15 protein-coding genes are annotated in these 16,855 nt (G+C 45.7%); 6 read left to right on the top strand and 9 right to left on the bottom strand.

Annotated features, from left to right (window positions below):
* Positions 1–28 precede the first annotated feature (28 nt).
* A complete protein-coding gene (locus BTW00_RS04665; protein ID WP_075106452.1) occupies positions 29–1,513 on the bottom strand; it encodes an ATP-binding protein in 1,485 nt (494 codons plus the stop codon).
* A gap of 437 nt (positions 1,514–1,950) precedes the next feature.
* Here BTW00_RS04665 and rpsP point away from each other — a divergent pair, with 437 nt between their 5' ends.
* From rpsP to rplS, 4 genes are all read left to right on the top strand, one after another.
* Complete coding sequence (rpsP, locus tag BTW00_RS04660; protein WP_021812802.1) at positions 1,951–2,220, top strand: 30S ribosomal protein S16; 270 nt, start codon at positions 1,951–1,953, stop codon at positions 2,218–2,220.
* A gap of 165 nt (positions 2,221–2,385) precedes the next feature.
* Entirely contained in the window at positions 2,386–2,919 is a 534-nt protein-coding gene (gene rimM, locus BTW00_RS04655) for a ribosome maturation factor RimM (RefSeq protein WP_075106451.1), read from the top strand.
* A gap of 92 nt (positions 2,920–3,011) precedes the next feature.
* Positions 3,012–3,776 (top strand): tRNA (guanosine(37)-N1)-methyltransferase TrmD, encoded by a 765-nt coding sequence (trmD, locus tag BTW00_RS04650; protein ID WP_075106450.1) that lies wholly within the window; start codon positions 3,012–3,014, stop codon positions 3,774–3,776.
* A 205-nt stretch (positions 3,777–3,981) separates the two neighbouring features.
* The gene (gene rplS / locus BTW00_RS04645) at positions 3,982–4,401 is read left to right on the top strand and encodes a 50S ribosomal protein L19 (RefSeq protein ID WP_075106449.1); all 420 of its coding nucleotides are present in this window, start codon (positions 3,982–3,984) and stop codon (positions 4,399–4,401) included.
* 274 nt (positions 4,402–4,675) lie between these two features.
* On the opposite strand, the gene BTW00_RS04640 is transcribed toward rplS, so the two are convergent.
* On the bottom strand, positions 4,676–5,236 hold the full coding sequence (locus BTW00_RS04640) for a DUF4442 domain-containing protein (RefSeq protein WP_075106448.1): 561 nt from the start codon (positions 5,234–5,236) through the stop codon (positions 4,676–4,678).
* 501 nt (positions 5,237–5,737) lie between these two features.
* Here BTW00_RS04640 and BTW00_RS04635 point away from each other — a divergent pair.
* Together BTW00_RS04635 and uvrC are read left to right on the top strand one after the other, a co-directional pair.
* Positions 5,738–7,264, top strand: coding sequence for a DUF3360 family protein (locus tag BTW00_RS04635; protein WP_075106447.1), 1,527 nt, complete (start codon positions 5,738–5,740; stop codon positions 7,262–7,264).
* 152 nt (positions 7,265–7,416) lie between these two features.
* The gene (uvrC, locus tag BTW00_RS04630) at positions 7,417–9,261 is read left to right on the top strand and encodes an excinuclease ABC subunit UvrC (protein ID WP_075106446.1); all 1,845 of its coding nucleotides are present in this window, start codon (positions 7,417–7,419) and stop codon (positions 9,259–9,261) included.
* Positions 9,262–9,355: 94 nt separating this feature from the next.
* On the opposite strand, the gene BTW00_RS04625 is transcribed toward uvrC, so the two are convergent.
* The 7 genes from BTW00_RS04625 to urtB form a co-directional block, all read right to left on the bottom strand.
* Positions 9,356–9,946, bottom strand: a complete 591-nt coding sequence (locus BTW00_RS04625; protein ID WP_075106445.1) for a dihydrofolate reductase — start codon at positions 9,944–9,946, stop codon at positions 9,356–9,358.
* A 79-nt stretch (positions 9,947–10,025) separates the two neighbouring features.
* Positions 10,026–10,895, bottom strand: a complete 870-nt coding sequence (locus BTW00_RS04620; RefSeq protein ID WP_075106444.1) for a thymidylate synthase — start codon at positions 10,893–10,895, stop codon at positions 10,026–10,028.
* A gap of 153 nt (positions 10,896–11,048) precedes the next feature.
* Positions 11,049–11,933, bottom strand: a complete 885-nt coding sequence (gene lgt, locus BTW00_RS04615) for a prolipoprotein diacylglyceryl transferase (RefSeq protein WP_075106443.1) — start codon at positions 11,931–11,933, stop codon at positions 11,049–11,051.
* Positions 11,934–12,193: 260 nt separating this feature from the next.
* On the bottom strand, positions 12,194–12,892 hold the full coding sequence (gene urtE / locus BTW00_RS04610) for an urea ABC transporter ATP-binding subunit UrtE (protein WP_058023522.1): 699 nt from the start codon (positions 12,890–12,892) through the stop codon (positions 12,194–12,196).
* A 117-nt stretch (positions 12,893–13,009) separates the two neighbouring features.
* Positions 13,010–13,855 carry an urea ABC transporter ATP-binding protein UrtD gene (urtD, locus tag BTW00_RS04605; protein ID WP_075106442.1) on the bottom strand — a complete coding sequence of 282 codons (846 nt, stop codon included), beginning with the start codon at positions 13,853–13,855 and terminating at the stop codon, positions 13,010–13,012.
* Entirely contained in the window at positions 13,855–14,925 is a 1,071-nt protein-coding gene (urtC, locus tag BTW00_RS04600; RefSeq protein WP_075106441.1) for an urea ABC transporter permease subunit UrtC, read from the bottom strand. The genes urtD and urtC overlap by 1 nt, the downstream gene beginning before the upstream one ends.
* A gap of 10 nt (positions 14,926–14,935) precedes the next feature.
* Positions 14,936–16,531, bottom strand: a complete 1,596-nt coding sequence (gene urtB / locus BTW00_RS04595) for an urea ABC transporter permease subunit UrtB (protein WP_143506544.1) — start codon at positions 16,529–16,531, stop codon at positions 14,936–14,938.
* Between the last annotated feature and the right edge of the window lie 324 nt (positions 16,532–16,855).

Genomic DNA, 16,855 nt, shown 5'->3' with positions numbered 1-16,855 from the left:
CCACGCAGGGTTTGTTCAAGCGATAGTATTAAGAATTGTCTGCATTCGATGTAATACTATCGACTGTAGATTTGTCATCGACTGCATCAGCAGCCAAAGTACTGTCTCCAGCAACTTTAGAAAGTAGCGGTATACGTACACATACTTGTAACCCACCATCAGGGTGATTGATGGCTTCGACTGTACCATGATGTAACCGCGCAATGCGATCTACAATGGCCAGCCCTAGACCGCTACCTTGGGTAGTACGTGCGGTCTCCCCACGCTCAAATGGCTGCATGATACGCTCCAATTGATCCTCTGCCACACCGTCACCGCAGTCACGCACACAAATCATCAGTTGCTCTTGTGCTTCTTTATTGACAACGTTCTCACTGACGACATCGCTATCTTCTTCTTCAACCGTTTCTATAAATGTTGGTATCACCGTGGCTGATAGATAAATCGGCGGTTTGCCATAACGATTGGCGTTATTGATCAGGTTGATGATGAGACGCTTGATGGATAAGGGGCGTACAGGAATGACCTTGTGACACTCTGATTGATAAACGAACTTCATGGGTGCGAACTGCACCATGATCTCATTAAATATCGTGTCCAAATTGGTCAAGCTAACTGGCTCATCGGAGCCGTCTTTCATAAATGAGATGAACTGCTCCAAAATCGCATCCATATCCTCAATGTCGTAAATTAGCCCTTCACGAAAAAAATCATCTGGTAGCATCTCAGCAGTCAAACGCATACGAGTTAATGGTGTCCTCAGGTCATGTGAGATACCTGCGAGCATAATGGTTCGCTCTTTTTGGGCTTGATTTAACGTTGTAAATAGACGGTTGAAAGCCATGTTTACTTGACGTATCTCGGTAGGGCCTTTTTGCGTTGGCAGTGTGGTCGCATGACCCAGACGAATATAGTTAGTCGCTGCACGTTGTAGATAACGTAAAGGGCGGTTCAATTGCCTAGCTAACAAAATAATCGTTAGCAGCGATAAGATAGGCAATCCAATCAAAAACAATATGAGCAATGTTGGGCTGTACTGCGAGTAATAAACTACTGGCTCACGAATCCAGAAACTGTCATCGCGGCTGTCTTGTACCCAAAGCTGCGGTGTTGGTTTGAACTTGAAATAAACTTCGACAGGTCGACCCAGCTGTGCACCAATCTCATACTGAAGTACATCAGTAAAGAAGCTCACAAATGCTTTGTCAGCCACCTCTGGAAAGTCACTGGGGTTGTTCACCACCACGACATGAGAATGTTGATACACCCATTGGCGGATATCAGGACGATATTGCCAGTCTTTATTTACACTATTGATTAATCGCAGCTCACTTGTCAAATAACGCGCATGGTTTTTGAGTTCTGGCAGATAAAGACTGCGCCAAAAGAATAAAATCGACAAACTCACACTTATGAGAACAATAAAAGCGACCATCAAGGTTGTCAGCCAAGTATTGGAATAAGAACGTGGCAGCCAACCTTTGCGACGGGGCTTTGAGTTTGGAGTAATCATATAAATCCAGCAGATTAAGAAAATGTCTGATTAAATTTGGTTTTGAGTTAAGCCGCGATTGTATCTTGGAGAAAGAGCGGGTTATTTCTAAACATGATGGCTGAGATTAGGGTGTGCAAGTCTACTTCAACACACCATAGAATAGCATAATCGATGAATCTTACTGTGACGCTATTCATTTAAGCAGTTTGTTATGTGCCTCTCCAATATTTTAATAATACCAAATCTAAAGCGCGGTATATTTTAGTAACTGATTAAAATAGAGAGTCCTTAATAATTGTATAAAACGTACGGTTATGCTCGATTATGTTTTACATAGACAGGTATTTAAGCTATTGTTAATAAATAATTAAATAAGCACAGTTTATGTTTTCAACAAATAAAGACTGTGATATAATTATGCCCTTTTTGGTATACCTGCGAAAGAGAGAATTCACATGGTTGTTATTCGTTTAGCACGGGGCGGTGCCAAGAAACGCCCATTTTATCAAGTAGTTGTTGCTGATCAACGCCGCGCGCGTGACGGTCGCTATATTGAAAACATCGGCTTTTTTAACCCACTCGCTAAAGAGTCTGAAGAAGCAGTACGCCTAAACATGGAAGCGTACAATGCGTGGATCGCAAAAGGTGCACAACCTTCAGATCGCGTTGCTTCATTAGCAAAAGCTTACAACAAGTCTGCAGCACAAACTGAAGCAACTGCTTAAGTTTCCGTTGTTATTGAGCCGCTCGTAGTCTTATTACAAGCTGATTCAGTAGACTTTAGAACACATAGCGTAACTGGTCTAACCAGGGTGCGCCATTAACTGTTTATCGCTTTTGACACAATTGTTTTTGCAATTGCTGTTTTAATCATTGTTAGGTTAGCTGCTATGTCATCCACTCCAAACGCTAGTGCCCTTATGAAAATCGGTCAACTTAAGAAGCCTTATGGCATCAAAGGTTGGCTTTGGGTGTTTAGTGATACGGATGATCGTACAGCGATATTCGATATGAAGCCGTGGTGGATGAAAACTGCTACTGGCATGAAACCTTTGACTGTGAAAGCTTGGCGTGAGCAAGGAACAGGAATTGTGGCTCAATTTGAGCAGATTCCTGATCGCAATGTTGCTGAGACCATGAACGGCGTGACCGTTTGGGTCGAACAAAACGTCTTGCCGGAAACAGCTGAAGACGAATATTATTGGTCGGATTTGGTCGGTTTGCGCGTGATGAACGAGCAGAACGAGTATCTAGGCAATATCACTGAAATGTTTGAAACTGGTGCCCATGATATCATGCGCGTGGGAACCAATTCAGACAGTTTGGATAATGAAGAGCGCCTAATTCCATGGCATAAGCAAACGGTGATAGAAGTCGATACGACTGAAAAAACCGTATTTGTGGCATGGCCAAGTGATTATTAATATTGCCTCTGGTGATATCGCTTCTGGCTTTTTAGTCAGAATTTATTAATAGTCACACCGATTGTTTTAGCCTCAATGTAAGTAGACATCAGATGTATTTTGCCGTCATTAGTATTTTTCCTGAGATGTTTGCCACGATTCGTGAGTTTGGAATCACGGGACGGGCAGTGATTCAGGAGCAAGTTACGATTGAATGCATTAATCCACGTGATTATACCACTGATAACTATCGCCGTATTGATGAGCGCCCTTATGGTGGCGGTCCTGGGATGGTGATGATGGCTGAGCCATTGTCAAAAGCCATTGAGGATGCACGCTTGCGTGCCAAGGAATACGGTTGCCGTGTCGATAGTGAGCATTGTCCGGTGATTTATATGTCACCGCAAGGGCAAACGCTTAGTGAGAGTAGCGTCATCGGTATGACTAATTATGATGGCATGATTTTATTATGCGGTCGTTATGAAGGCATCGACGAGCGCCTACTGTCACAATATGTCGATATGGAAGTATCATTGGGCGATTACGTGTTGACTGGTGGTGAGCTACCAGCAATGGTGCTGATGGATAGCGTGATACGTCGTCTACCCGATATCATGGGTGATGACAAGTCAGCAGAGCAAGATTCGTTTGTCGATGGCTTGCTTGACTGTCCGCATTATACCAAGCCGCATGAGTTTGCAGGTATGAGCGTCCCTGAGGTATTACTCTCAGGTCATCATGCCAATATTGCTAAGTGGCGTTTTGCTCAGCAAGTCAGTCGTACGCAAACGCGTCGTCCAGATTTGTGGCAAGCGTTTACTCCGACGGTAGAGCAAGCGAAATGGCTTAAAGCACTAGCAAAAGCAGATAAAAAGTAGGTTGTTGATACCTGACTTTATCGTCATTAAGCTTGATAAACAGTTAACAAACAGAATTTTGAGCAATAATAAAACGAGTCATCGCATAGTGGCCGTTGGTTATAACCCATTTATGTTGTATCTCACTATAAAGAGATACGATTAATTATTACAAACAGGTGATATGCGTAAAGCCTCTATTATCTAATGTGAGGAGATAACTCTCATGAGCAACAAGCATCCATTGGTTCAGGTCATCGAAAATGCTCAATTGATTGAGCGCCCAAACTTTGCACCCGGCGATACCGTTGTGGTACAAGTAAAAGTACGTGAAGGTGAGCGTGAGCGTTTACAGGCTTTTGAAGGCGTTGTAATTGCTAAGCGTAACCGTGGTCTAAACTCAGCGTTTACCGTACGTAAAATCTCAAGCGGCGTTGGTGTTGAGCGTGCATTCCAGCTGCACTCACCACTGATCGATAGCATTGAAGTGAAACGCCGCGGTGCTGTTCGCCGTGCGAAACTGTACTACTTACGTGAGCGTTCTGGTAAATCAGCACGTATCCGCGAAAAACTTGCGCCACGTCCAGCTCAGAAAAAGACTGACGCTGGTGTACCTGATGCAGTTGATACTGCACCTGGTATCTAAGTACAAGTTTGCCGTTTTGAGTTGATTGTATGGTTTTAGAATTGACTCAAATAAGGTAATAGTAGATACAAGCCCTTATTCATAGGTTTATTTATAAATAAGCGGGCCATACCAAAAAAGACAAAACCCCAATCTATGCGAATGCTAGATTGGGGTTTTTGTATGTGCGCGCTTATCAATTTAAACTTGCTGAGTGGTTAACTGGATATTCACAGCTGATAGATACTATGCCTTGTCATTAGTCAAAAAGCCTTACCAGTAAAGTAGCCAAAAACTATTCAGTATGGGGTGTTTCAATTCGGCTGGCCTGCTCTTTAGATTTGCTGTATTTGCGTAGTCTGATATACAAGGTTTTGGTGACGGTAGCAATGAGCTTTTTCTGGTCGTCTACGATATCGACTTTATATTCGCGAAACACAGCTTCACCGTCTTTTGCCAACTCTTGAATGGTAATCACCTCAGCGCTAGGTATTTTCATTCGTGCGGTGACTTTACTATTACCGGGCGCGATAAAATCAATATGTGAGCTTTTGTCCCAGACCACATAGTTGCTACCTAATTGATGCATCAGCATGAGCATATAGAAGGGATCTACCATGGAGTATAAACTACCACCGAATTGTGTACCGACGATATTTTTGTTGAGAGTGGTCAGTCCCATGCTGACCACGCACAATCCCTGATCGAGGCTGATGTGGTCGATTTTGATGCCTGCACCGATATAGGGCGTGTAAGTATTGAGTCGCAGCTTTAAAAGATGCGGGGTCAGTAGCGGCATGATACTTTGCTTGGCTCGACGCTTCAAAGTCTCAAAATTGCTGGGTAGTACACTCATAAATCTATCCTGTTGCTTTTATTGATTTTTCAGTGATATGGGTAGCGCTGTTTTTTAGTGCTTGCTATTAGATGATAAACGACAAAGACATTTATCATAGTTAAAAATGACTACGCCCGCTAGTTTCAAAGCGTAACTAAGCATAGTCTTTATAGTTATCGCAAAGCAATATTTAGTATAACTATCTTTAGTATTTAGTTATATGATAAAAAATATTCAGATGTCAGTTATTCTTAAGAAAATTGGCCTTTAATTTAATTTTATGTCCAGATTAGCGCTGTTTATTCCCAATAGTTTCTTATTAAGTTTATTATTGTATCCAATGAAAACTTTAATTTATTTTTATAACGATACATGTAGTCTTTTTAATTCACCTTAAATTCGCATTTCGTTATGCCTTAACATACAATGGTTTTCCGCTTATCATGACCGATTGGTCATTTAGCTAACGCCAAACCAAAAAAGTATTCAATCAAAACCTAATCGACACAAGGAAATGTGATGAGTAACATTCAGGCCTCATCTTCAGGGTCTAATACGCCGCGACCAAACCCAGCCAATCAAGACAGCGAATTGCAAGGCAGTTATATAGATTTGCATAAGCCAAGCTCAAGCTTCGACAGTCGAGATGCCTATCTTAACCACGAATTGCAAATCATGCAGCCAAAACGCTGGCGTCCCAATTTACCATTTCGTGATTATCGTTTTGAGTATGAAGATACTATCCCAGCGATGGCAGCGACCATCGGTAAAGTGGTCATGGTGGGCGCTATTGCAGCAACCTTTGCAGGACCACTCGGCTTAGGTGATGCGTTTGTTTTAGAAAACGTTCGTTATGAGCTGTTGATTGTCTCGTTCTTTATTATCTTATTTTCTGGATTTCTGCTACCGACAGCCAACCTCGCTGGTACTCATGGGCCACTTATTCCATTGATTCCCATTGTCGTTGCTGCAGGTGGGCATCCAATGGCTTTTGGCCTACTCATTGGGGCTTTTGGCCTGCTGCTTGCTATTAGTAAAGGAGGAAGCTTACTGGCCAATTTAACCAGTAAAGGCGTATGCGGTGGCCTCTTAATTTACTTAGGGTTTATCGGTACGACGTCACAGGTTAAGAACCTTTTTGCTTGGGCAGAAGGGATTGGTATGTCGCACATTGCTTTCTTTATTATTCTAGCGACTATCCTGCTATATGCATTGCTTGAGCATTGGCAAAAGCGCTGGCTTGCGGTTCCGCTCAGTTGCGTGTTAGGTGGCGGTCTTGCTTTTACACTAGGCGCACCTTTTGCGTTCAAAACGGCACCAGGCCTACCGCATATGAACCCAATGTATTGGTGGGGTGAGAATACAGGTTGGATGTTAGGGCTACCGACGATTGAAAGCTTCATTGTGGTATTGCCGTTTGCTATCTTGGCAGTTGCTATGTGGTCACCAGATTTTTTGGGTCATCAGGTATTCCAAAAAATCAGCTACCCTAAGCGTACTGAAAAAGTGCTCATGGACATCGATGACACGATGACCAGCGCTTCATTTCGTCAGGTAGTGGGCTCTGTGCTAGGCGGTGCCAACTTTGCCTCATCATGGGGCACCTACATCGTCCCTGCGGCGATTGCTAGGCGTCCGATTCCTGCTGGTGCTTTATTGACGGCCTTGTTCTGTATTATCGCAGGTGTTTGGGGCTATCCAATGGATTTGGCCATCTGGCAACCCGTGATGTGCGTGGCATTGATCGTTGGGGTTTTCATCCCACTCTTAGAGGCTGGCATGGAGATGACGCGCGAAGGTAAAACCACGCAGTCTGCTGCTATTGTGGTGTTTGCTTCTGCCTTAGTGAACCCAGCCTTTGGTTGGTCACTCACGCTATTGCTTGATAATTTGGGCTTGATTGGCTCAAAAGAGCGCAGTGCTAATTTGACTAAAATGAGCCGATGGATCATACCGGGTATTATGTTCGTGGTACTGACTGGCGTGATGGCTATCGTCGGTATGTTGCCAGGTATTCCAGCATTAATGGCAAACTTCCGTCATTAGACCATTGATAATTAGCATATAACCGAACAAACGAAGCCAGCATAAAGCTGGCTTTTTTGTGCGTGCTATCGAAGTAATAATCAGCTTGCAAAACCACGATTCCTGCCCCATAACTATTAGTATTACTAAGATTTTTAAGAGCAATACATTCTATGGTTACTGTCTCAGAATCGAGTCCTGTCGATGACAAAAAAGCCCGTCTTAAGCATCTGATCAAGAACTTGCCTAATTTGCCAGGGGTATATAAGATGCTGGGCAAAAACGGCGATATTTTATACGTTGGTAAAGCCAAGTCGCTAAAAAGCCGTGTGAATAGTTACTTTGCCAAGACGATCGATCATCCAAAAACGCGGGCACTGGTGGCACGGATTCATAATATTGAGACCATTATCACGCGTAGTGAGACCGAGGCGTTGTTGCTCGAGCAGAACTTAATTAAAGAGTATCGCCCGCCTTATAACGTCTTGCTACGTGATGATAAGTCGTATCTATACGTGTTTATCTCAGCGGATAAGCCTTATCCACGTTTGGCGTATGGACGCGGCAAGGGCAATCACCAAAAAGGCCGTTTTTTTGGCCCATTTCCCTCTGCCCATGCAGCAAAAGAAACGCTGGTGTTGATGCAAAAAATGTTTCAGATGCGCCAGTGCACTAATACCTTTTTTAAGCAGCGCCAGCGCCCTTGTCTGGAGTATCAGATTAAGCGTTGCCGTGCGCCCTGCGTTGGACTGGTATCGCCGGAAGAGTATGCAGAAGATGTGAATAACACCATTCGCTTTTTGAAGGGCGACTCTAGTGATATTCATAGTACGCTGATCGAGAAAATGGAAGGCGCTGCCGAAGCGTTAGATTTTGAAAAGGCCGTCCTTTATCGTGATCAATTGTCGATGCTACGTGAAGTGCAGGCAAGGCAAGCTGTCTATACGGTGCAAGGTGAGGCAGATGTGATAGCCATTGCCAGTCAGGCGGGCATGACTTGTGTCAACGTGCTGACCGTGCGCGGTGGTCGCGTGTTAGGCGGTAAAAACTATTTCCCTGATGTGGACAGTAGCGAGCCGCTAGCAGATAACCTATCAGCTTTTATTACCTCGTTTTATTTTCAGGTGACGGACGATCTGCCAGCAGAGATTATATTAAGTCATGAGATTCCTGATCAGGTAGCGGTAAGCGAAGCACTAGCAACGCATTTTGGCAATAAAGTGGTCATCAAAACCAATGTGCGTGAGCATCGCTCAGAGTGGCTGGACTTAGCAACACTCAATACCAGCAATGCGCTAAAGACTAAGCTTGGTGATTATTTAGAGCTGCACGCACGCTTTGGCGCACTAAAAGACGTACTGGCTGAGGTGACTGATCGCACCATTGATCGGATTGAATGTTTTGATATCTCGCATACCATGGGTGAGGCGACCATCGGTAGTTGCGTGGTGTTCGACCAAGGCGGTGCGCGCAGGCGTGATTACCGTCAATATGCCATTCATGATATCCAAGGCGGCGATGACTATGCAGCCATGAAGCAAGTGCTGACAAGGCGGTATAAAAAGCAGCCGTTGCCTGATTTGTTGCTTATCGATGGTGGTAAGGGTCAGCTGAGTATGGCGAAAGAAGTGCTGGTTGAATTGGGCATTCTTGGTGATACCTTGCTCATTGGTGTTGCCAAAGGGGAAGGGCGTAAGGCGGGACTTGAAGTCTTGCACTTTTTGGATCATGAGCCATTAGATTTGCCCATGGATAGCAAAGCATTACATTTACTGATGCATATTCGCGATGAGGCGCATCGTTTTGCGATCACCGCGCACCGCAAAAAACGCGACAAGCGCCGCTCCTCATCGGTACTTGAGGTCATTCCAGGTCTTGGTGAAAAGCGCCGCCGTGATTTACTCAATCACTTTGGCGGTATGCAGCAACTGCTTGGCGCGTCACAGCAAGAGTTGGCAGGCGTACAAGGGATTGGCCCTGTACTGGCAAAGACGGTTTATAAAGTATTACACGAGTAGATTTGTAACGCTAAAACGATAGTAAATAAAAAAGGGTCAGCTTTGATAAATATACATATCTGAAGCTGACCCTTTTTTTTGAGTCAATCAAACACTATTGGTCAGTCTTCTCTACTTTATAGGTCGTAAATTTGAAGCTTAAATCACTCTTTTCATCGTGCATTTGCTCAGATTCTTCTGCTACTTTGAAGCGATCTGGTAGCTCAGGATAGAACGCATCGCCATCCGTAATATCAGTATCTACGTGGGTCAGCTCAATGCGGTCGGTATACATCAGTGCTTCGCTAAAGACGCGCTCACCGCCAATCACCCAGATCGTCTCCAGATGTAGCCCATGTGCCAAACTTGCGGCATGAGTAAGGGCATCATCTAAATTATGCACCACATGCGCGTATTCATGTCCGACCAGTCCTTGCTGTTCTGCATAGTCCATTTGGGTAGAGATGATAAAGCACACACGCTTTGGTAAAAGCTTGCTACCCATGGATTCAAACGTCTTACGACCCATGATGACGATGCCCTGAATATCGCTACTCGAGGCCGTATTTTGCGGGTCACGTGTGGTCATTTTTTTGAAGTGCTGCAGGTCTTGTGAGATATGCCACGGCAGCTCGTTGTTTTTACCGATACAGCGATTGCTACTTATGGCGGCGATTTGGGCAACTTCAGTGTGGGCATAGCTCATAATGGGTCCTTTCTATTATATTTTTAAACATCTATATTTTAACTCACAGACTTATTTATTGTCGTGCACAAGACGTATTTTAAACGGCAACTTTGGCTTTGATGGTCGGATGAGACTCATAGTTATTGACGCTAATATCGTCGTATTCAAAGGCAAAAATATCTTTCACCTCTGGGTTCAGGGTCAATGTTGGCGGTGTATATAGCGAACGTGTCAGTTGTAGCTCAGCCTGCTCGCGGTGGTTTTGGTAAATGTGGCAATCACCACCTGTCCAAACAAATTCACCAACTTCTAGGCCGCAAACCTGCGCGACCATATGCGTTAATAACGCATAACTGGCAATGTTAAAGGGCACACCTAGGAAAAGATCAGCCGAACGTTGATACAGCTGGCAAGAGAGCTTACCATCCGCCACAAAAAACTGAAACAGTGTATGACACGGCGGTAGTGCCACTTGCTCTGCTTCGCCTGGATTCCAGCCTGATACAATCAAGCGGCGCGAGTTGGGGTTGGTCTTAATTTGCTCAACGACCTGTGCGATTTGATCGACACCATCATCGTTGTAGCTGCCGTCCGCGCCTTTACTTGCACCATAGTTACGCCACTGATGACCATATACGGGACCTAAGTCGCCTGCAGGACGATTGAAGCGTGCTGTTTGCTCCGCTGTCGCCCACTCATTCCAGATACGCACGCCATTGTCCTGCAAATATTGAACATGGGTGCTGCCACTCAAAAACCATAATAGCTCGTAGGCGATGGATTTGAAGTGGACTTTTTTGGTCGTCAATAATGGAAAACCTGCCGATAAGTCAAAACGCAGCTGCGCGCCAAAATGACTCAGCGTACCCGTACCCGTGCGATCGCCTTTTTCAGTACCGTTGTCTAAGACGTGGCGCAGCAAATCAAGATACGCTTGCTCGTTGTTACTTTGGGTGCCATTGCTCATAAAAGTGCTCTTTAATTACTGCTGGCAGCGTCCACAGATTAGGCTAATAATCCACATAGAAGCTGTCATTGTTAAAAGTATTGCTAGGGTAGGCGTTATGAGGCGTACCCTCTTATTCAAGTGATTAATCGTTTTGTCGGTAAGGCGAGAGCCTTAGTAAGCGGCATGCTTACCCCAATCGTAGATGCCACGCTTGTAAGCGTAACCGATTAAAAACAAACCAATAATAATCATCGGCGTGCTCAATATTTGTCCTTTGGTCACCCAACCTAACAAAATAAATCCTTGGTCAACGTCTGGCTGACGGAAGAACTCAATGATGAAGCGGCTCAAGCCATAGCCCAGCATAAAGACACCAGTCACTGCCATACGCGGACGAGGCTTTGATGAGTACCACCAAAGGAATAAAAATAGCAGCAGACCTTCGGCAAAGGCTTCATACAGTTGTGACGGATGACGAGGCAATAAATACTGACCATTGACCTCAGTCATCACCTCTTGTAGCTCAGGATTGGCTTGTAGCTGCTGCATATCAAAGCCAGCCGCTTGGGGAAAGTAGGTGAGCCAATTGTAGCCACCATCAGAGACACGGCCCCATAACTCGCCATTGATATAGTTACCGATGCGACCAAACAACAAGCCTGTCGGGACGCAAGGCACGATAAAATCGAGTACTTGAAACGGGGTCTTTTTATATTTGCGAGCAAAGTACAGCATACCCAGCATGACACCAATCAGGCCACCATGGAATGACATGCCGCCTTCCCAAACCTTGAAGAGGTAGGCTGGGTTTTGTAGCAACTCGCCAAATTGATAAAACAACACGTAACCGACACGACCACCTAAGATGACACCCAGTGCACCAAAGAACACGAGATCTGAGACCATATCTGTCGTCCAGCCCTCACGCTTGGTACTGCGATACCATGCCAGACCGTAAGCGGCAGCAAACGCCAATAAATACATGAGGCCATACCAGTGGACTTCGACGGGCCCAAGTGCCAAGGCGACAGGATCGTACTGAGGATGAATCATCATAAGAGTGTCATAATATCGATAATAAAGTGCTGACTATAATAGCAAATTTCAAGCGCTGGTCATACACAATTGCTATCAAGGCAAGCACGCGGTATTGATGATTTAGGGCATTGATTTGATGCCCTAGATATGGATGATAGAAGAGAGGCGAGCGGTTTAGAACGATCATAAAGAGTTTCTCATGATGCACAGCGTAAGATAGAAACACAATTATCAGTGGCAAAGAGCGAGCATGACTATCTAAGTATGAGAAAGAGTCATCAAATGGCGACCAAATCTTGTACCTTGTTGTCGACCATCGTATCGCCTGCACCTTGAGAGATGACCTTACCACGTGATAATACGGTGTAGTTGTCAGCAAGCTCTTCGGCAAACTCATAAAACTGCTCAACCAGTACAATCGCCATGTCCCCTTTGTCAGCCAAGTCGCGAAGCACACGACCGATATCTTTGATAATAGACGGCTGAATACCTTCGGTTGGCTCATCCAAAATAAGGACAGACGGCTCGGAGGCGAGCGCACGAGCAATGGCAAGCTGCTGCTGCTGACCGCCAGACAAATCACCACCGCGGCGATGTTTCATCTCATCAAGCACTGGGAAAATATCATATAAATGCTTGGGTACTTGCTTGGCTTTAGCGCGTGAAAACTTTGCCATACCAATTAAGATATTTTCTTCTACCGTTAGTGTCGAAAAGATATCGCGACCTTGCGGCACATAAGCCAAACCTGCTCGCACGCGCTGCTCGGGGGAGAGTTTGCTGATGTCTTGGTCATTGAGCAAAATTTGTCCTGATTTGATCGGTAATATCCCCATCAGGCATTTGAGTAACGTGGTTTTGCCCACACCATTACGTCCAAGTACCACACTGCACGCGCCTACAGGCGCTGTAAACGAGACATCTCGTAAAATATGACTGCCGCCGTAATATTGATTGATACCATTGACTTGTAACATGACGGTCTCCTAATCTTTCAATGATTTTTAATATTTGCAGGGTTTCGCATTTGCATAGCTTGGCATTTGCATAGCTTCGCGGTTTATGGGCTAATGATGTATTGAATCATTGTCCAACTATCGACCTAAATAGGACTCAATCACCGCTTCATTGGCTTGCACTTCCGCCAAGGTACCTTCGGCCAATATCGCCCCTTGTGCCAATACGGTGACTTTTTCACTAATCGCATCAATAAAAGTCATGTCATGCTCGACCACCACTAAGGTATGGTTCTGTTTGAGGCGCAGGCACAGCTCGGCAGTATGGTCAGTTTCGGCATCCGTCATACCAGCCACAGGCTCATCGAGCAAAATGAGCTTGGGGCTTTGCATCAACAGCATACCAATCTCTAGCCATTGCTTTTGACCATGAGAGAGTAAGCCCGCTGGCTTGTTGATTTTGTCCGTCAAGCGGATTTGCTCAAGGGTCGAATTGAGGGTATCGCGCGTATCGGCATCGAGTTTGTTGAACAAGCTTTTGACCACGCGCTTGTCTTTTGGCGCAGCAAGTAGCAAATTATCCATTACCGTAAAATTTTCGAACACGGTGGGTTTTTGAAACTTACGCCCGATACCCGCTTCAGCGATTTCTTCGGTAGATAGGCTGGCAAGATTATGCGTTTGACCAAAAAACACACTGCCTTCGGTAGGTCGAGTTTTACCAGTGATGACATCCATCAGCGTGGTTTTACCCGCGCCATTGGGGCCGATGATACAGCGCAGCTCACCTTCCTCAATATAGAGCGACAGATTGTTGAGTGCGCGAAACGAGTCAAACCAAACGCTCACCTCTTCTAGATATAGCGCAATGCCATGGCTAAAATCAACGCCTGACGGCTTTGGATGGCTGCGACCCGTACCACCATGAGTACGCCCATACTCATTAGTTGGCTGCTCGGACGTTGTTGATTTATCAGTTAGCATTACTCTTTCTCCTTTTTAAAGCGGTCGAACAAGCCCATAATGCCATTGGGTAAAAACAACGTGACCACAACGAACAGCCCGCCCAATATCAATAGCCAAAACTCAGGATAGGCAACTGTAAAATAGGTTTTTACTGCATTCACCACACCTGTTCCCAAAATCGCACCCACCAAGCTGCCTCGACCACCAGTGGCTACCCAAACGGCCATCTCAATTGAGTTCACAGGGTTCATCTCACTTGGATTGATAATACCGACTTGCGGCACATAGAGCGCACCTGCGAGACCAGCAATGACGGCGGACAATACCCAAGCGGAGAGCTTGTACCACAGCGTGCGATAGCCTAAATACTGTAAGCGGTTTTCGCTATCACGAATTGCGCCTAGCACTCGCCCGTACGGCTGATTCATCAAATAACGCAGACCTATGTAAGAGAGGAGTAATGACAAGGCGGTAACAAAACACAGCATAGAACGGGTTGAGGCAGCAGTAATGTCATAACCTAAGAGGGTAGTAAAGCCCGTGAAGCCATTATTGCCACCAAAGCCGGTCTCGTTACGGAAGAATAGCAGGGCGGCGGCATAGACCATGGCCTGAGTGATGATAGAAAAATAAACACCTTTGATTTTTGAGCGGAAAGCAAAAAAACCAAAGATAAAGGCAATCACACCTGGCACCAAAACCACCAATGCCATCGCCCACCAAAAATGCTGCGTGCCGGCCCAATACCAAGGCATCTCAGTCCAGCTCAAAAAACGCATAAAATCAGGCAAGCCATCGCCAGCAGTCTCACGCGTTAAGTACATGCCAAACGCATAACCACCCAGCGCAAAATATAAACCATGCCCCAAGCTCAAAATACCAGCGTAGCCCCAGACCAGATCTAGTGCCAAGGCCACCATTGCCAGTGCCATGATTTTGCCAATCAGGGTAATCCAGTAGGCGGATAGGTGAAAGGGTGACGTCTCTGGCATTAAGTGCAGCCAAGGGAGTATCAATAGCACCGCAAAGCACAAACCGATTAAAATGGCGCTACGCCTTGTATCAGACAGTAATTTGGTCAGTATCATAAGAGTCTCCTTATTCGACAAAGCGGCCTTTGAGGGCAAATAAACCTTGTGGCCGCTTCTGAATGAACAGAATCACAAGAACCAACAACACAATCTTGGCCAATACCGCACCGATACCAATCTCAAGCACCGTGCCACTGACACCCAATCCCAAGGCGGCCAAAACCGCGCCCCATACTTGTCCGACCCCGCCAACGACGACGACCAAAAAGGTATCGATAATATACGTCTGACCCAGATCAGGACTCACGTTGCCCACTTGAGCAAGCGCACAACCAGCCATACCAGCCAGTCCAGAGCCCAAACCAAATGCCATCATATCGATGCGCGCAGAAGGGATACCAACGGCACGTGCCATTTGACGGTTTTGAGTGACGGCGCGTATAAATAATCCAAAGCGGGTTTTGTTGAGCAAGTACACCAGTAGCGCCACGACAATGACGGTAAATACGATGATGGCAATACGGTTATAAGGCAGTACCAAACTTGATGACACTTGATAGGCACCGCTGAGCCACGCCACATTGCTGACTTCAACGTTTTGCGCGCCAAAAATCATCCGTACCAATTGCATTAAGATTAGACTCACGCCAAAGGTTGCCAATAGCGTCTCCAGCTCACGACCATATAGCGGACGAATGACAATGCGCTCAATAATCATACCGATGATGGCACTGACCAAAAATGCAGCGGGAATAGCAGCAAGCAAATACCAGCCCGCCATATCTGGCAAATAAGCTTTAAATAAATTTTGCACCATATAAGTGGTATACGCACCAATCATAATTAGCTCACCATGCGCCATATTAATCACGCCAAGCAAACCAAAAGTAATCGCAAGGCCAAGTGCTGCGAGCAATAAAATGCTGGCGGTACTCATGCCAGTGAAAATATGACCTGTCCATGTGCTTATCTCAATACGGCGTGCCACGCTATCTCTGGCATCACTGAGCGCCGCCTCAAGCGTGGGATCCAAGTCGTCAGATGCAAGGGCAGATTCAAGATCAACCAATACCTGCGGATTATCGCTATCAGCAAGTAGGTTCACAGCCTCAATCTGAGTGGGTAAATCGCCATTTTTGAAATCAATACGAGCCTGTAGAGCCGTTAGTGCTTTTTGAACGTTGGCATTGTCCTCATTTGCGGCAGCGGCTGTGATAATGGCTGGATCGACTTGGTCAATGTTATCTGCCAAAATCTCCACAGCCTGCAAGCGCTGTGCTGGCTTGTCAGATTCGAGCTTTACCTTGGCTTGTCCAAAGATAAGCGCCGAGCGTAAGGTATTGGTCAAGGTGACTTGGGACAAATCGCTTGGCCAATCGGACGTTTCGGTTTTGTCGGGATATGTGAAGAGTTGATCCTCTGCATTGAGCAAATACGTTTGCCCACGGTTGCCTTGATACAGCTCATCATTGGCAATCAACTCGACAAGATTGTCCAAACTCTCAACCGATCCTGGCCAAGCACTTAGCATGGCTTGGCGCTGACTAAAATCGCCCGCCACAAATTGTTGAATAGCATCGCCTGATACTGCCGTCGTAGGCTGTGTCGGGGTAGTCAATGACTGCTCATTATTGGTACGCAGCGTGTCACTACCATCGGTCATCGACTCTGAGGTCACAGTGGCGATATTTACCGATTGAGCATCGTCATCTGCATGAACGATGGTGGTGAAGGCCGCTAACAGTAAGGCAATTAATACCAGCAGCCGTCGCGGCACAACCATTGAGATCCTAGCCGCATATGTCTTTGCTAATGCTTGCTGATCATTATTGTTTTTGGATAATATCTGCCCCAACAATGGGCGTAAAGTATGGTGCTGCATGTGCGGCTCCCTGTTTTTACAGACAACAAATCCTTGTCCTCTATTACTTAACGCAGTAAGTCATAGAAGCCGTGATAAGGTTTGGAGGTACTTAAAATTTTGAGA

The sequence above is a fragment of the Psychrobacter sp. C 20.9 genome, from assembly GCF_001921765.1.
Taxonomy (GTDB): Bacteria; Pseudomonadota; Gammaproteobacteria; order Pseudomonadales; family Moraxellaceae; genus Psychrobacter; species Psychrobacter piscatorii_B.
The sequence above is the reverse complement of the archived record's forward strand: the minus strand, read 5'-3'. Positions and strand labels throughout refer to the sequence as shown.

Bases quoted from the DNA above. Each gene is read 5' to 3' on its own strand.
- uvrC (WP_075106446.1), top strand. From the start codon at position 7,417: ATGGTTACTGTCTCAGAATCGAGTCCTGTCGATGACAAAAAAGCCCGT.
- BTW00_RS04665 (WP_075106452.1), bottom strand. From the start codon at position 1,513: ATGATTACTCCAAACTCAAAGCCCCGTCGCAAAGGTTGGCTGCCACGT.
- rplS (WP_075106449.1), top strand. From the start codon at position 3,982: ATGAGCAACAAGCATCCATTGGTTCAGGTCATCGAAAATGCTCAATTG.
- urtE (WP_058023522.1), bottom strand. From the start codon at position 12,892: ATGTTACAAGTCAATGGTATCAATCAATATTACGGCGGCAGTCATATT.
- BTW00_RS04625 (WP_075106445.1), bottom strand. From the start codon at position 9,946: ATGAGCTATGCCCACACTGAAGTTGCCCAAATCGCCGCCATAAGTAGC.
- rpsP (WP_021812802.1), top strand. From the start codon at position 1,951: ATGGTTGTTATTCGTTTAGCACGGGGCGGTGCCAAGAAACGCCCATTT.
- lgt (WP_075106443.1), bottom strand. From the start codon at position 11,933: ATGATGATTCATCCTCAGTACGATCCTGTCGCCTTGGCACTTGGGCCC.
- BTW00_RS04635 (WP_075106447.1), top strand. From the start codon at position 5,738: ATGAGTAACATTCAGGCCTCATCTTCAGGGTCTAATACGCCGCGACCA.
- urtB (WP_143506544.1), bottom strand. From the start codon at position 16,531: ATGACCGATGGTAGTGACACGCTGCGTACCAATAATGAGCAGTCATTG.
- trmD (WP_075106450.1), top strand. From the start codon at position 3,012: ATGTATTTTGCCGTCATTAGTATTTTTCCTGAGATGTTTGCCACGATT.
- rimM (WP_075106451.1), top strand. From the start codon at position 2,386: ATGTCATCCACTCCAAACGCTAGTGCCCTTATGAAAATCGGTCAACTT.
- urtD (WP_075106442.1), bottom strand. From the start codon at position 13,855: ATGCTAACTGATAAATCAACAACGTCCGAGCAGCCAACTAATGAGTAT.
- BTW00_RS04640 (WP_075106448.1), bottom strand. From the start codon at position 5,236: ATGAGTGTACTACCCAGCAATTTTGAGACTTTGAAGCGTCGAGCCAAG.
- urtC (WP_075106441.1), bottom strand. From the start codon at position 14,925: ATGATACTGACCAAATTACTGTCTGATACAAGGCGTAGCGCCATTTTA.
- BTW00_RS04620 (WP_075106444.1), bottom strand. From the start codon at position 10,895: ATGAGCAATGGCACCCAAAGTAACAACGAGCAAGCGTATCTTGATTTG.